Source organism: Candidatus Rickettsia colombianensi (genome assembly GCF_003664375.1).
In the GTDB taxonomy this organism is placed as follows: domain Bacteria; phylum Pseudomonadota; class Alphaproteobacteria; order Rickettsiales; family Rickettsiaceae; genus Rickettsia; species Rickettsia tamurae.
The window spans coordinates 1-15,450 of the sequence record NZ_RAQN01000004.1 but is presented as its reverse complement, the minus strand read 5'-3'; the positions used below and the strand labels follow the sequence as shown (position 1 = coordinate 15,450).

The window sequence follows — 15,450 nt, the reverse complement described above, 5'->3', positions numbered from 1 at the left end:
AGTTAGGAACCTATAAAGTCAATAATATTATAATTATGTATGAAATATTAAGTAATAGAGAAGTTATCAAAATAATAGGTTTAGATTCCGTAAAGTTCCTACAAAATCTCATTACTAACGACATAAAAAAGAATAATTACTGCTATACTTATTTGCTTAATAATCAAGGAAGATATTTATTTGATTTTTTTGTGTATGTTCCTAACCTTGAGGAAATTTACCTTGATATTGATAAAAGTAATAAAGCTGCTTTGATAGAGCATTTAAACTTTTATAAATTTCGCTCTAAAATACAAATAATAGATTGCAGCGAAGAATATAAAGTTATCTACTCACATCAAAAATTAGATATAGACACGCTAGTTACGTCTCGTGATCCTCGCTATACTATGCTCGGTTTTCGTTCTATATATGAGCTCGGTGTCATACCGCAGCTTGACCGCGGTATCCAGAAAACAATTAAACAAGATTGGATCCCGCGATCAAGTCGCGGTATGACAAGAGTGGAATCGGTCCATGCAACAATACCTCCCCGCGAAAGCGGGAATCCAGCTTCTTTTAATGAAAAATTATACCTAGAAGATAAATATAATTTTGCAATAATAGACGGAGTAGAAGATTTAATCACAGATAAATCTATTCCAAATATGTATGGTGCTGAGGAGTTAAATGCAATTAGTTTTGACAAAGGCTGTTATGTTGGTCAGGAAGTTATTTCAAGAGCTAAATATCAAGGTGTTATAAGAAGAAAGATATATAAAATTACAGCAGATGAAGATTTATCCTCATTAGTTAAAGATGAAGAAATACTCGCAGATAACGATAAAATCGGCGTAATATGCTCAAGTTACCGTAATAAAGCAATCGCCTTAATCAGAGAAGAAAAATATCTTGCCGATAAAGAAGCGGATATTACCGTTAAAGGGATTAAAATAAACTTATCTCTCGCACTTTGGTATTAAATTAATTAACAAAATTTAAATTATTAGTAAATAATCCATTGACATTTATTAATACTTTATGTATTTTAGTGACACAAGTAAAAACCATGTTTCATGGTAATTGATTGCAAAATATAAATTTTGTTTTTTTATGGAGAGTCTTTTTCAATTATTAAATTCAAGAAATATACAACAAATACCATCTATATTAAACGGAACTAATATTGATGAGCTTAATAATTCCAAGCTAAATATTTTTGAAGCTCTTTGCAGTTTAATGCCTAAACAGCAAAGTCAAACTGTAAAAATGTATTAGAAAGTACTGCAGTACAAGTATTAAATAAAATGATTTCCAACCCAGAAACTGATTGAGATAAAAACGGTAATACCGTTTTTGAATGGGGACTATGGAGTAATAGCACTAAAGTGATGGAAGTATTGCATAATAATTCTCAAATAATGAATAAATTTGTTGCAGCTGAAAAAGCACAAATCCAAAATTTTTGGCGTGTTACTATGGAGACGCATATTTCCGATGAATTTCGTGTCGAGCAAATCGAAAAATTTAAGCTGTTAGGTTTAGATATTAATGATTTTGGTCAAGATAATAATCATGCTGCTTTAATATTCCATAATAAAGACTTATTTAAATAAATATAAGCTTATTGCTAATAATCCAAATGATACAAATATAAGTGTATATCAAGCTCAAATAGATAAATATTATGAAATAGTTGAGAACTTACTTAAATTTGAAGCTAACCCTTCACTTGAGGCAAATAATATATTAAATTTAGTAGCTAACGGTACTTTACAACAAATACAAAATACAATATCTAAAATATCCAACAAAGGTCATAAGCATATAGCTCAAGCAGATTTTAAGGCTTTAATAAGAAAAGTAGAAAAATTAGTAGAAAAAGCATTAGAAAATTGTGACCTTGAAAATTCCACTGGCGGTAATAATATGATTGCTACACTTGGTAATATAATATGGTCTATTAAACAAAATATTTTCAAAGCCTCAGATCAAGAAAAAAATTATTACTTATCAATTTGCATGATCTACAAAATTTAGCTAAGCCTATAATAGAAAAAATAGTAAAACAAAAAGGCTTTAATGCTGAGATTATTGATCAATTTAAATTCCATGCTATAGCATGGCTTGGTGAATTTGGAGCAGAATTCTTAAAAGAATGCATAGAAAATATGAAAACACAAAACCTGATATAAATTTCTGTGATGCCGTTGGTAGAACTACGCTTGATTGGTATAGTGATTATAATGCTAAGAAGGTAGTAGAAACTTTAATCGAAAAAGGTGCTGATGTAAATTCTCGATGTGAACAAGATGCAATAACGCCTGCTAATAAAACTGCAGCAGATGTATTAGAAGAGAAAAAAACAGCTATAGTTGATTATAATGATTGTCATAATGCACTTGATGAGTACACAACTTGGTATAATAACGATTATACTGTAGCATCATTAGGTCAGGCAGTAGAAGAGTTCAATCTTTATGAATAAAAGATAGTTTATCTTAATGTTATTCTCGCGTCGTCATTGCGAGCAGTCGTAGACTGCGTGGCAATCCAGAAAAATAATAAAAAAATTCTGTAAATCAGAATTTCTTACTGAATTGCTTCGTCAATTACTTACGTAATTTCCTCGCAATGACGGAAAAATAGATCCACACAACAATGCCAAAGCAGGAATGAAATACTTTTTTAACTCCACAAAAATATTGTTTGTTTCTTTTTTTATCTTTATTATTATTTGCATAGAAAATTCCTATAACTTAACTCTATGCCAAATATAGATCTCCTCATTTTTACTAGCTTTTTAGCGATTAATTTGCTAGTTGGACTTCTAAATATCAAAAATATAAAAAATATTCGCGAATATGCGATAGGAAAAAGGAATTTTTCTACAGGTACGATAGTTGCAACTCTTATTGCTACTTGGATCGGTACTAGTACTTTTTTAATCGATAATTCAAGAATATATACGGATGGATTATTTTACTTAGTACCTAGTATATTCGGTAGCGTCGTTAGTTGGTTATTAATTAGTTACTTTATAGCTCCTTGTTTTGAGAATTTTTTGGGCAGCTTATCGGCAGCAGAAATAATAGGGGAGGCGTACGGTAACAAAGTTCGTATTCTTACGTCGATAGTTAGTATATTAATGTCTATAGGTAGAATTGCCATGCAATTCCACGTAGCAAGTTTAATATTACAGCTATTCTTTAATATTTCAAATTTTTATATAGATTTATGTATAGCCACCGTAATAATAAGTTATTCTGCTTTTGGTGGTGTAAAATCGGTTACTTTTACCGAAGCCGTACAGTTTTTTACCTATAGTGCAATTATTCCGGTAATAGGAATTGTCGTATGGAATGTTTTTAGTGATCCGCATATAGTTATAGACTCAAACGTACAAACTCGTCTGACTGATTTACAAGGATTGTTTCACTATACTAGTCCTAAATTTTGGATTTCTTTAAATATTTTTATATATTTTGCGATTCCGTCGCTTGGTCCTTCAATTTTTCAAAGAGTATTGATGGCAAAAGACACAAAGCAAATATCAAAAACTTTTTTTATTTCGGCAATTATTTGTCTTTGTTTATCTGTTTTATTTATTTGGATTGTAATATTATTACTATCTCAAGAACCGAGTGTTGACACTAATGAACTGTTTTTACGGATTATTAAAAGTTATATAGGATTTAAGGGGTTAATCGTCGGCGTTATTATGGCAATGATAATCTCAAGTACTAACTCTTATATTAACGTTGCAGCGGTAACTTTTACTAATGACATCATTAAAAAAGCTTCATTAAATTATAATTATATAACCGCAATTACTATAGGATTAATAGGTTTTATTATATCACTTTATACGAAAGATTTAATAAATCTATTTCTATTGTTAACTAGTATCTATTTACCTCTAATCACTTTGCCGTTAATTTTGTTAATATACGGTTTTAAATCAAGTGCCAAAAGTTTTTTTATCGGTATGATTGCTGCAATATTAACTATTATATTGTGGCAAATATTTTCTTTAAGAGCAGTTCTAGGTATTTATCCGATACTACCCGCAACTATCGTAAATTTACTCTTTTTCCTTGGAAGCCATTATATTTTAAAGCAACCCGGAGGGTTTAGTTCTTTAAAAGAGCCACTAGCCGTTAAAATAATCAGGCAAGAGAGAAAAAGAAAATTTTTGACTTTATTTCGTGATCTTAAGAATTTTAACATCTTTAAATATTGGGAAAGTACCCTACCAAATCAAGAAATTACCTATAGTTATGTCGGTATATTTATTTTAATATCGATGTTCTCATCTTTATATACCACACCGGGTAGCAGAATAATGAACCATTTGGATATATATAATATTATTTACCATACCACACTTATAACTGCTGCAATATTAATCACTTATCCTTTATGGTCTTTAAAGTTTAAAAAGAATTATTATATTATATCTTTATCTTGGTTTGTTGCTACTTTTGTTATATTAATATTTTTCGGTAGTTTACTTGTTATATCAAGTAATTTTGATCAGCTGCAATTAATGTGTTCGATAATTAACTTACTTATAATTGCAACGATATTCAGGTGGCAAGCTACTTTACTTATGACCGTTACGGGCGTGTTTGCTAGTATAGAGTTTTATAAATATTTTATGGATGAGAAGTTATTAATTAGCATAGATAGTTTTCAATTTAAAGTAGTATATTTCCTAACCTTATTTAGCAGCCTTTTAATAATATTCTTAAAACCAAGGCAGGAGCAAGAGAGATTAGTTAACCTAAAAAATACCCATTTAGGTAATAGAGTTAATTATAGAGAGCAGGAATTAGAGAAGTTACTTGATTTGAAACATGAGTTCTTACGTAATATAAACCATGAAATCAATACGCCGCTAACCGGTATTATTAGCCTTGGTGAAACCTTATGGGCTAATTATGATAAATTTAATGAAGATCAGCGTCGTAATGCCGTAGAGATTATAGCTAAAAGCTCTATTAGATTAAATAGCTTGATAAATAATATTCTAGATTTTTCAAAATTATCTAGTCTTAATTATGAACTAAATAAAGAAGATATAAACTTAAGCGAATTGCTACATGAAAGGATTAAAATATGTAAGAAATTATATCTAAACGGCAAAACCTTAAATTTTATATCTGATATTGAAGAAAATATAATATTTAACTGTGATCCTCATTATATTAAACACACATTCGATAATCTAATAATTAATGCTATTAGCTATTGTAGTGAGGGAATAATAAAAATTGATCTACACATACAAGAAAATAATATCTTGTTTAGTATAAAAGACGATGGAATAGGAGTACTGAAAGAGGATTTGCAGAGTATATTCGGTGTATTTGTCGTAAGCTCTAAAACACGTACACCGGCAGGAGGTAGAGGAGTAGGGCTTGCTCTATGTAAGAAAGTAATAGAACTGCACGCCGGAAAAATTTGGGCAGAAAACGATAAACTGGGGAAGACTACTTTTATTTTTACGATGCCTTATACTCGATGAACTTCAAAAATTGGCTACGTCGTCTTATAAGAGCTGCGGTGCTCACGTATTAAGTATACGCTCCGCTCCTCGCCTTATAGACTCTTTGCTCTTTTTGAAGTTGATCTTCGTATAACTATTATGATTTTAATATCATTCCCGTGAAAACGGGAATCCAGTATTTTTTGCTGTCATCCCTTGGCTTGACCACGGTATCCAAAAAACAACTTATAACACGCACTTTTCAACATTTTTATCTAGATACCGTGGTCAAGCCAAGGGATGACATTATTATGAAAAAGATTATTTTTAACAAACAACGAGATTTGATATCAATTATAGCACCGGCGTCAGGTTGTCCTGATGCACAGGATAAACTAAAGAAAGCTATTGAAATACTAACTTTACAAGGGTTTAAAACTTTAGTAGATGATAAGATTTTTTCAGGTGATGAATTGCCTTTTTTCGCTGCTCCTAAAGAGGAAAGGCTAAGAACATTTAAAGAGGCTATGGAAAATGAACAGGTTAAAATAATTTGGGCTTTTCGTGGCGGATATGGATGCGGTGAATTTGTAGAAGATTGTTTTAATATAAAGCAAAAAGGCGATAAAATTCTGATAGGCTATAGCGATATTACCGTTTTGCATTTATTACTAAATAACCATTATAATATCCCAACTATTCACGGTTCAGTACTAACCTCGTTACTACCGCCTACTAATCAGGATATTACATCTATAATAAATGTCCTTAAAGGAGAAAAGAGTGAAATACAACTTATACCTATAAAGAAAATTAGTGAGGAAAATATAACCGGTAAAATAACAGGCGGAAATTTAACGGTTTTTAGCAAATTAATAGGAACTTCTATTAACCTAAAAAAGGGTAATATATTACTACTTGAAGACGTTAATGAAAAAGCCTATGCCGTGCATCGTAATCTAGTTCAATTAAAAAATGCCGGTATATTTGACGATATAGAGGCGATAATTTTCGGTGATTTTACTAAAGGGGATGAGTTTGTAGAACAAGCTATAAAAAGTTTTTGTTTAAATCATATTCCGCATATAGAAGCTTATAAAGTAGTAGGAATAGGGCATGGAGAGGTAAATCATCCGGTTATTATGAATCATGAAGTAATTATAAGCAGTAATGTTTTAAGTTTTACTAGCCCTTTTGAAATAGTAGAAAACAAATGACAAATTCTATCAGAATAGGTACAAGACAAAGTCCGCTTGCTTTAATACAAACTAATTTAGTTATTCAGCAAATTAAACAATTTTTTCCTGATATTAATTGTGAAATAGTACCAATTATTACTAGCGGGGATTTAATCCAAAATAAACCATTATGCGATATAGGCGGCAAAGCTTTATTTTTAAAGGAAATAGAGCAAACCTTGCGTGATAAAAAAATTGACTTAGCCGTTCATTCTTTAAAAGACGTACCTGGTAGAATACCTGAAGAGCTAGCAATTGCTGCCGTTTTAGAGCGTGAAGATCCTAGAGATGTTTTTGTATGTTTAAATTATAAATCCATAGAAGAACTGCCGCAAAATGCCGTAATAGGTAGTTCGGCAGTACGAAGAAAAGCATTCATCCAAAAATAAGACCGGATTTAAAGGTAACGGTTTTTAGAGGGAATGTTGATTCAAGAATAAAAAAGTTAATGACCGGCGAAGTTGATGCGACAATTTTAGCATATGCAGGGCTGAAAAGGTTAGAGGCATTTAATCCGGAATATTGTCATTTGATAGAATATTCACAGATGTTACCGTGTATAGGGCAGGGAGTCATTGCAGTTGAAATACGACAAGATGATAATGCTATGCTTGAGATATGCAACCAAATTAATCATATTCCTACCTTTGAACTAATAAAACCTGAAAGAGCTTTTTTAGAATATCTAGATGCTAATTGCCGTACCCTGATTGCTGCTTACTCTAAATATTTAGATGCGGATCCTAGACATCTTTCCAAACTTGCTTATAGGGAAGAATTTGAAGAAAACACGGAACGCAGCACCGCAGCGTACAAAAGCGTACGTGAGGATGCGAGTACCGGATTGACGTACAAATTACCCCTAGAAGTAGAGTTTGGGAAGATGTCTAATATACAAACCGATTTTATGCTCGGCAACCTTGACGGTAGTAAAATAACTTTCCATACTGAAACCACCAATATAAAAACTTCAAAAGAAGCAGGTATAAAAGCCGCTAAAATGATGTTGGAGCAACTGGATAAATAGATATTTAGGGAATATATTTAAGGATTTTTAACCAATAAAAAAATGATTAGGATTTTACTAGATAAATATACTAAGCACTATAAAGAAAATAAAAGGACATAATACTATAAACTGAGCTGGTGGATAGGGTGGGATTCGAACCCACGGTACGGTTGCCCGTACGCCAGTTTTCAAGACTAGTGCCTTAAACCGCTCGGCCACCTATCCAAGAAGATTCATACCAAATAATCTTATATATTTCAAGGGAAATCTTGCAATATATAAAGTTAAATTACAAATCCGAATTGTTCTTTCACTTCGTTAACCGTTTCAGAAGCTCTAATTCTTGCTTTTTCTGCTCCTTTGTGCAGTATTTTTAATAAATATTCTTTATCATTCATTAATTCTAAATATTTATCACGTATCGGTTGTAGATTTGTAATAATAATTTCTGCCAAATCTTCTTTAAATTTTGTAAAACCTTGGTTTTGATAATTATCGATTATTTTTTCTAAGCTTTCTTCGGATAAACTTCTATAAATATCTAATAAATTACTAATTTCCGGTCTTGTTTCTTTATCATAGCTAACAAAGCTTAAATGATCGGTTTTAGCTTTTTTTATTTTTTGATGAATAAGATCATTATCGTCTTTTAAATTGATACGGGAAAAATCCGAAATATCAGATTTACTCATTTTCTTTAATCCATCCCGTAAACTCATGATTCTTGTACCTGTTTCACTAATTAAAATATCCGGGACTTTTAGAATTTCTTTATCAAATCTCCTATTTATCACACCTGCAATATCTCTTGTTAGCTCTAAATGCTGCTTCTGATCCTCGCCTACAGGCACTATATCGGCTTTATATATTAAGATATCCGCTGCCATAAGTACCGGATAGGAAAATAGCCCAAGGCAAGCCTTTTCTTGATCACTACCTGCTGTATCTTTAAATTGCGTCATTCGCTTTAACCATCCAAGCGGTGTAACACAATTTAGTAGCCAAGCAAGTTCAGTATGCTCTTTCACCATACTTTGGGCAAAAATCGTTACTTTGTCGGGGTTAAGCCCTGCTGCTAAATAAACAGCAAGACCCCCCATAATTGAATTATTAAGTTCTGATGGCTTAATATCAACCGTGATAGCATGCAAATCTGCTAAGAAGAAAAAACAATTATATTCTTCCTGTATTTTAACCCAGTTTCTAATTGAACCTAAATAGTTACCGAGATGTAAAGAACCGGTTGCTTGCACACCGGAAAGAACAGTTTTTTTCATTTAATACCTTTTTATTTTACTCATTGTAAAATTATGTTATAAATACCATTTTAATTAATATAATTATCTTAATAATTATGCTGTGGCGTTTAAGAATTTTATCATTTTACGGATTATTATCGTTATTTACATTTATTTTTTTTCTTATATGTTACATACCCGTAACATTTTTCAATGTCAACTATCAAATAAGATATAGAGTTGCCATTATCTTTTCTTATGCTTTTATATGGCTTGCAAAAATTTGTTGCGGTTTAAAATATGAAGTAGAGGGGCTTGAGAAATTACCGGAAACAATCTCAATAGTCGTATCTAATCACCAATCCTTTTGGGATCAAATGTTTATGCAGTTGATTATTCCTAAACATTCTTGGGTATTAAAGCGTGAATTATTTAACATACCCTTGCTTGGTTGGGGACTTCGGATGGTTAAACCTATTGCGGTTGACCGTGGTACTAATAGCTCGGTTGCTCAGATTTTAAGAGAAGGTCAGGAAAAAATAAAAGAAGGATTATGGTTAATAATATTTCCGGAATCAACTAAAGTTCCGCCTGATAGAACGGTGAAATTTAAGCCAAGTGCCGTAAAGCTTGCTTCAATTACTAAAGTTCCAATTGTAATGATGGCTCATAATGCCGGTTTATTTTGGCCTAGAGGGTTTTGGTTTAAGCAGCCTGGAACTATAAAGGTAAAGATTATAGGTGTAATAGAAAAAGAAGAAATAGAGCAAACTGACGTACGTATACTTAATGACAAGGTTGAGCAAATTATTAACAGTGAAAAGCAAAAATTATTAAATTAATATTAGATTTTAAAAATAATTAGTATTATCATAAAATTACAACTTAGTTCTTATGGAGGTATTTATGGTAAGTACAGCACCGTTAAAATTAATTGCAGTTATCGATAGTAAACAAATGATGCTTTATGACGCTCAAGGAGTTAAAATTACTACTAATAAACCTTTAAAATTATCTTTAGATTTAGAGGAACATCACCACCATAGAGAAAAAAGACAAAGCCCTTACCAAAATAAATCTACCCCAGGATCACTTTTTGAGCCGCATACTTCACTAAAAGATATAGAACATAAAAAAGCAGCAAGGAGCGTTATTAAATATTTAGAGAAAGTAACTACTGCTGATCAAGCTAAATATAAGGCGTTGATTATTGTAGCAGAACCGCAAATGCTTGGATGTGTTAGACAAGAACTTAAAAACGGTCTAAAAAAGATGATTACTAAAGAAATTGCTAAGGATTTAGTGCAACATAGCGTAGATGCAGTCGAACGAGCAGTATTTTCTTAGATCATCTTTATATGTCATCTCCGCGAAAGCGGGAATCCAGCAAAACCTATAAAAAACTTGTTTTTTTAGGTTTATTTTGTCAATTGATGCGTAATTTTTGTACTAGTATTAAGGCTATTTTTTTGGATTCCTGCGAAAGCGGGAATGACATAGAAGTCGTACAACAAGGTTTTTAGTCGCTTGCAATGATGATACAAATTAGATGCCTAACTTATTAAACATTTCTTATTATTTGAGATAGTTAAACCAATTTGCTTATCTGTATCCTCAAAAGTTTTTATAGTCTTTTCATTAGGAATCTTAATATGTGTTTTGAAAGGCAAACCGCCGCTATTTATACATTGATTTAGGAATATCCTCATGGCTTCCGACATAGTCATCCCCATTTGCTTAAATATTTCTTCTGCTTTTGTCTTTATATCTTCTGAAACACGTAATCTAATATCTACCGTATTCATAATATAGCTCCATTCAGTTATTATTATCCGCTATAGTCAAATGATTTGACTACACTTTAGTATATATGGCGGCATGCGTCAATACAATCATATTTTAATTAAGAATAGTTGCACTAATAAGAAAAAGTGGTAAAATATCATATCGAACAAATTAAATATTATGAATAATTATGCCGCAAATTTATTTTAACGGTCCGGAAGGACGAGTTGAAGGAAGATATGCAAAAGCTACCTCACCTAATGCTCCTATTGCATTAGTTCTTCATCCTCATCCTTTATATGAGGGTAATATGAATAATAAAGTAGTTTATAATGCCTATAAGATTTTAGCAGATAACGGTTATACCGTCTTACGTATTAATTTTAGAGGAGTAGGGGGATCGCAAGGTAAATTTGATAACGGAGTCGGTGAAGTTGTTGATGCGGGGGCAGCTCTCGACTGGTTACAGCAGAATAACCCAAATGCTCAGTCTAATCTGATATTAGGATTTTCGTTCGGAGCATGGATAGCTATGCAACTGGTAATGCGACGTCCGGAAATAAATCATTTTATTGCTATTTCGCCACCAGTTAATACAATTCATAAATATGATTTTTCATTCCTTTCACCTTGTCCTATCCCAGGATTTATATTACAGGGAGATAATGATAGTATAGTATCGGCAGATGATGTAAAAGACCTAGCAAATAGATTATCTAAGCAACAATCCCATATTAAAGTTGATTATAAAATTATCAATGGGGCTGACCATTTCTTTCGTTATAAAACTGAAGAATTTTCTAAAGCAATAAATGATTATTTAATAACAATCCAATCTAATTATCATCACCATAATAATAATGTAAATGAAGAAATTAGTAAGAGCCAAAAGAAACTATTTTTATATTAGTTTTTATTGTGTGGTTCGGCTTATCTGTCATTGCGAGCAGCCGTAGGCTGCACGGCAATCGCATGAAATAATAACAAACTCCTGAGATTGCTTCATCAAAATTTTTAATTTTTCCTCGCAATGACGCTAAAACTGATCCATATCACAACGTCTACAATTCTAAATAAGCTTCCATTGCCAAAATTAAGATTTCATCTTTTTTAGTATCTAACTCTTGAGTTAATTCTTTGTAAATTTGTCTATCTGATAGAGAAGTGAATTTTTTAAATAGCTGCACTAATTTTAAAGAGGGGATAATACAAAAAGCATCTTTTAATATTTTGATCTTTTTATTAACATTAAGCTTATCATTTAAATTAAAGTAAAATTCTAGTAATTCGTCGTTATAAAAATTTAAATCTACAGCCGTTTCCAAATAATCTATAGCATTAGCCGTATTATTACCTTCTACTTCCTGCTTCGTTGCTAATAAATAATACTCAGCAATTTCCAGCATAGACTCATGTTTATGAAATTTTGCAAGCTTGTTCGTTATAAAAATAAATTTCGTCCATAGAGAAAGTCTAGCATAACAACGCATTAAAGTAATTAAATTGTCACTATCAAGTTCATTGAAATTATAAGCCTTTGTTGCGTAATTTTCTGCTTTCTCATACAAAGATTTATCATAATAAAGTTTTGCTAGGTTTTTGCTACTGTAAAAAACAAATTCTTTAGATGTAATAAGTTTTTGAAAATAGGAAATTTTTCTATCTACATCCTCTTCAGTTACGGCTAAGATTAAATTATGGAATTCTTGTGAATCTTTTAGATCTTCAGAAGATAAATTTTTGCGGGCAATAGAAGCAGATTTAGCTTTATTATTCATAATATATTCGGCAAAAGCTAAAATTAAAGCATATCTATCATGATTAATTTTTCGTTTATTAAAAATATTATGTATTTTAGACGGTAAATCGATAATTAATATTAGAAATCTAATGACAATAAAACAAGAAATTAGTAATAATAATCCTAAAATAAGACTAAAGAACAAAGTAGTCTCAATATTATAATCGTATAAACTAATAAAAACTTTTGAATCAAAGCTCTCTATTAAAGTAAATCCGAAATAAAGCAGTAAAAAAGTAGCACATATTAATAATAACCTAAACATCTTTATTTACAAACTCCTGCATAAATTTTTCTGAATAAAGAAAATCGATTAAACAGTTTAATTTCTCTAAAATTAGAGCTTTATCTTGTTCTTTTACCATCATAGCAGAAGGTTTTTTCTCAATTTTGATAAACTTCTCCAGCCATTTATGGTTGGTAGGCAAAATTACTTCCGTACTACTTGATTTAGAACAAAGATAATTATTATTATATGCTTCTAAGTTATTTAAAATATTCCTTATATCTTGAGGCAGCAGGCGGGATTTTACTAGTCTTAGTTCTTTACTATAATCCTTATCTTGCATGAAATTATATAATAATAGATTTACATTTAATAAGTAATTAATATAGTCAATTAATCCCCATCCGCCTACATCGTCACTCGTCGCTTTCCTATTAGTTATAGGCTTCGCTCCTTGTTCCTTGTATCCGAATGAAGCTGAATTGACTACAGTTTCTAATTTTGGTTCTACTAAATTAGTCGGTGCTTCAGGAAACTTTAAAGAACTTACGTAATTTAAAAGCGATTTGGTAGATAATAGAGGGGCTGCTTCCTTTTCTTCCAGGGTAGTATTTTCTTTATTTTCTACTGCTTGATCAGAAATTTGGCTTAAATCTTTATTTTCACTTTTAAACAGTTTTAAAATATCGGATCTATTATGATAAAGAATAAAAGAAGATAAGACAAATATTACTATTGCTATAAAAAAGATATTTTTGCTTTTAAATAAACTATCGAATTTTTGCATTTTCAGATAATAACTTGATTACATCGTTAGGGTTCTGATCATCACAATAAACCACATTTTTTATAAAAGGTCTAACTATATTTGCGACTTTCAAACTTATAGCTACAACTAAACTATCTTGTAAGTATTCTAGTAAATTATTTTGAAGTAATAATCTTACAAAAGTCTTAGCACTATTCTGAGAATAAAGAAGTATAAAGTCAATATTGCTTTTAAATTCTTTTATAATAGATAAGGGCAGCTCATTCAAATATTCTACATTATAAATGATATGTCTAGCTATTTTATTAGACAAATCTTTAGTAATTTCATTTGAAGATAAATATATAGTCTGCTCATATAAATCAGGAGGAAAATGCTTAATCAAATCTTCCACGTTTTTAGCAGTATAAATTACTTTCTTGCCTAATAATCGTTTTGACTTACTACCTACTACCCAAACATCTTGTTTTAAGTTATGACCGGCTAAGATATTTGCTGCATATTTACTAGTTATTATTATATTTGAGTAATTATCTAAAATATCGATATTAAAATCTAGAGTTTTATATTTAATTAAAGGACAATGAATATAACGTAAATCTAAATTATATTTACTTATTTCCTTTATAGTTTCATTATTTTCTTTAATATTTCTAGTTAATAAAACCGATTTCATACAATATTTGTACTCCAATATAAAACGCAACTGCCCAAATAACAATAGCAGCTATTTTATTAATTATGGTTAAAATCGTACTACTTTTATTTAGCTTTCTGATATTATAACCTGCAACTGCTAAAGAAAAAAACCATATCCAAGATATAAGTATGCAAGTTAAGGTAAATATAATTTTTGCAATACCGTTATACTTTAAAGCACTAGTACCTATTACTATAATTGTATCCATAATTGCATGCGGATTTAATATTGACACCGATATAGCAAATAAAATTTGTTTTTTAGCTGAAAAAGCCCCGGAATTCATCATTGTAAGATCAATAGGAGGCTGATTCCAAGTATTATATCCCATATAAATTAAGAAAATAAATCCAACAATAAATATAGATAATTTTAACCAAGAAATTTCAAGAATTAATAAAGATATCCCAAGAACTGCCATACATATAAGAATAGTATCACATATTGAGGCTGCAATTATGCTAGATAAAGCCTTGCTAAATTTTGGCTGTTTTGCTCCTTGATTAAATATAAAAATATTCTGTACTCCAAGCGGCACTATTAAACCGAGAGCTAAAACGATGCCATGTAAAAAAGCACTTAATATATCATTCATTATTGTAATTTAGTTTTTATTTTTAATAATATTAATAAAGATGGGATAGTTATAATAGTAGTAAATAAAAAGAAATTTTGCCAACCAAAATTTACTACCATATAGCCTGAAATTATAGGAAAAATTGAGCGTGAAATTCCCATCATCGATGAAAGAAAAGAATATTGAGTAGCTCGAAATTTACCTTGACAGAGTGAAGAAATAAAAGCGATATAAGCAGTCATCGTCATACCACCGGTAATACTTTCTATTCCTATCGTAATAAATAATAATAAAGAATTTTTACTGTTTATTTCAAGAAAAATAAATAAAATATGTCCTAAAGCATGAATAATACCAAATAAAAATATACTATTTAATATATTTTTATGTTTCATAATAACACCGCCGACAAGTCCACCGATTATAGCTCCTACAACGCCCCAAAACTTTCCAACGCTTGCTATTTCAAAAGCATCATACTCAAGATGAAGCAAAAACGGATTAATCATAACATTAATTAAGTTATCCGGTAATCTATATAATACTAGGAAAATTAATATAAGAATAATGAAATAAACAGAACCTATAGGTTTTAACGCATTATATATAAAATTTATTATGTTTTTTTTATTTTGAT

17 protein-coding genes, 1 tRNA gene and 1 pseudogene are annotated in these 15,450 nt (G+C 30.5%); 11 read left to right on the top strand and 8 right to left on the bottom strand.

Annotation, left to right across the window (positions count from 1 at the left end):
* Positions 1-35: 35 nt before the first annotated feature.
* From ygfZ to hemC, 8 genes and pseudogenes are all read left to right on the top strand, one after another.
* Positions 36-962, top strand: a complete 927-nt coding sequence (gene ygfZ, locus D6968_RS00650) for a CAF17-like 4Fe-4S cluster assembly/insertion protein YgfZ (protein WP_121542703.1) — start codon at positions 36-38, stop codon at positions 960-962.
* 130 nt (positions 963-1,092) lie between these two features.
* Entirely contained in the window at positions 1,093-1,257 is a 165-nt protein-coding gene (locus D6968_RS05020) for a hypothetical protein (RefSeq protein WP_177717120.1), read from the top strand.
* A gap of 113 nt (positions 1,258-1,370) precedes the next feature.
* On the top strand, positions 1,371-1,595 hold the full coding sequence (locus tag D6968_RS05575) for a hypothetical protein (protein WP_245968968.1): 225 nt from the start codon (positions 1,371-1,373) through the stop codon (positions 1,593-1,595).
* 402 nt (positions 1,596-1,997) lie between these two features.
* A complete protein-coding gene (locus D6968_RS05570; RefSeq protein ID WP_245968966.1) occupies positions 1,998-2,174 on the top strand; it encodes a hypothetical protein in 177 nt (58 codons plus the stop codon).
* Complete coding sequence (locus D6968_RS05565; protein WP_245968964.1) at positions 2,138-2,467, top strand: hypothetical protein; 330 nt, start codon at positions 2,138-2,140, stop codon at positions 2,465-2,467. Before D6968_RS05570 ends, D6968_RS05565 begins: the two co-directional genes overlap by 37 nt.
* A 279-nt stretch (positions 2,468-2,746) precedes the next feature.
* Positions 2,747-5,509 (top strand): sodium:solute symporter family transporter, encoded by a 2,763-nt coding sequence (locus tag D6968_RS00625; protein ID WP_121542699.1) that lies wholly within the window; start codon positions 2,747-2,749, stop codon positions 5,507-5,509.
* 272 nt (positions 5,510-5,781) lie between these two features.
* Positions 5,782-6,687, top strand: coding sequence for an LD-carboxypeptidase (locus D6968_RS00615; RefSeq protein WP_141110516.1), 906 nt, complete (start codon positions 5,782-5,784; stop codon positions 6,685-6,687).
* Positions 6,684-7,735 (top strand): annotated as a pseudogene (gene hemC, locus D6968_RS00610) (hydroxymethylbilane synthase). Before D6968_RS00615 ends, hemC begins: the two are co-directional and overlap by 4 nt.
* A 117-nt stretch (positions 7,736-7,852) precedes the next feature.
* On the opposite strand, the gene D6968_RS00605 reads toward hemC, so the two are convergent.
* Positions 7,853-7,942, bottom strand: a tRNA-Ser gene (locus tag D6968_RS00605).
* A 59-nt stretch (positions 7,943-8,001) separates the two neighbouring features.
* Positions 8,002-8,994, bottom strand: a complete 993-nt coding sequence (trpS, locus tag D6968_RS00600; RefSeq protein WP_121542695.1) for a tryptophan--tRNA ligase — start codon at positions 8,992-8,994, stop codon at positions 8,002-8,004.
* A gap of 77 nt (positions 8,995-9,071) precedes the next feature.
* On the opposite strand from trpS, the gene D6968_RS00595 reads away from it, so the two are divergent.
* Both D6968_RS00595 and D6968_RS00590 read left to right on the top strand, forming a co-directional pair.
* Positions 9,072-9,797, top strand: a complete 726-nt coding sequence (locus D6968_RS00595; RefSeq protein ID WP_121542693.1) for a lysophospholipid acyltransferase family protein — start codon at positions 9,072-9,074, stop codon at positions 9,795-9,797.
* A gap of 64 nt (positions 9,798-9,861) precedes the next feature.
* Positions 9,862-10,302, top strand: coding sequence for a host attachment protein (locus D6968_RS00590; RefSeq protein WP_177717113.1), 441 nt, complete (start codon positions 9,862-9,864; stop codon positions 10,300-10,302).
* A gap of 206 nt (positions 10,303-10,508) precedes the next feature.
* Here the strand turns inward: D6968_RS00590 and D6968_RS00585 are convergent, their stop codons facing one another.
* On the bottom strand, positions 10,509-10,760 hold the full coding sequence (locus tag D6968_RS00585) for a type II toxin-antitoxin system RelB/DinJ family antitoxin (RefSeq protein ID WP_177717098.1): 252 nt from the start codon (positions 10,758-10,760) through the stop codon (positions 10,509-10,511).
* Between the two features lie 170 nt (positions 10,761-10,930).
* Here D6968_RS00585 and D6968_RS00580 point away from each other — a divergent pair, with 170 nt between their 5' ends.
* Entirely contained in the window at positions 10,931-11,650 is a 720-nt protein-coding gene (locus D6968_RS00580) for an alpha/beta hydrolase (RefSeq protein WP_121542687.1), read from the top strand.
* Between the two features lie 151 nt (positions 11,651-11,801).
* Here the strand turns inward: D6968_RS00580 and D6968_RS00575 are convergent, their stop codons facing one another.
* From D6968_RS00575 to D6968_RS00555, 5 genes are all read right to left on the bottom strand, one after another.
* Positions 11,802-12,806, bottom strand: a complete 1,005-nt coding sequence (locus D6968_RS00575; RefSeq protein ID WP_121542685.1) for a tetratricopeptide repeat protein — start codon at positions 12,804-12,806, stop codon at positions 11,802-11,804.
* Entirely contained in the window at positions 12,799-13,554 is a 756-nt protein-coding gene (locus tag D6968_RS00570; RefSeq protein WP_121542683.1) for a palindromic element RPE2 domain-containing protein, read from the bottom strand. The genes D6968_RS00575 and D6968_RS00570 overlap by 8 nt, the downstream gene beginning before the upstream one ends.
* On the bottom strand, positions 13,538-14,212 hold the full coding sequence (locus D6968_RS00565) for a uroporphyrinogen-III synthase (protein ID WP_121542681.1): 675 nt from the start codon (positions 14,210-14,212) through the stop codon (positions 13,538-13,540). Before D6968_RS00565 ends, D6968_RS00570 begins: the two co-directional genes overlap by 17 nt.
* A complete protein-coding gene (locus D6968_RS00560) occupies positions 14,190-14,834 on the bottom strand; it encodes a LysE/ArgO family amino acid transporter (protein WP_177717133.1) in 645 nt (214 codons plus the stop codon). The genes D6968_RS00565 and D6968_RS00560 overlap by 23 nt, the downstream gene beginning before the upstream one ends.
* On the bottom strand, positions 14,831-15,450 hold a 620-nt coding region (locus D6968_RS00555; RefSeq protein ID WP_121542677.1), incomplete at its 5' end, for an MFS transporter. The genes D6968_RS00560 and D6968_RS00555, both read right to left, overlap by 4 nt.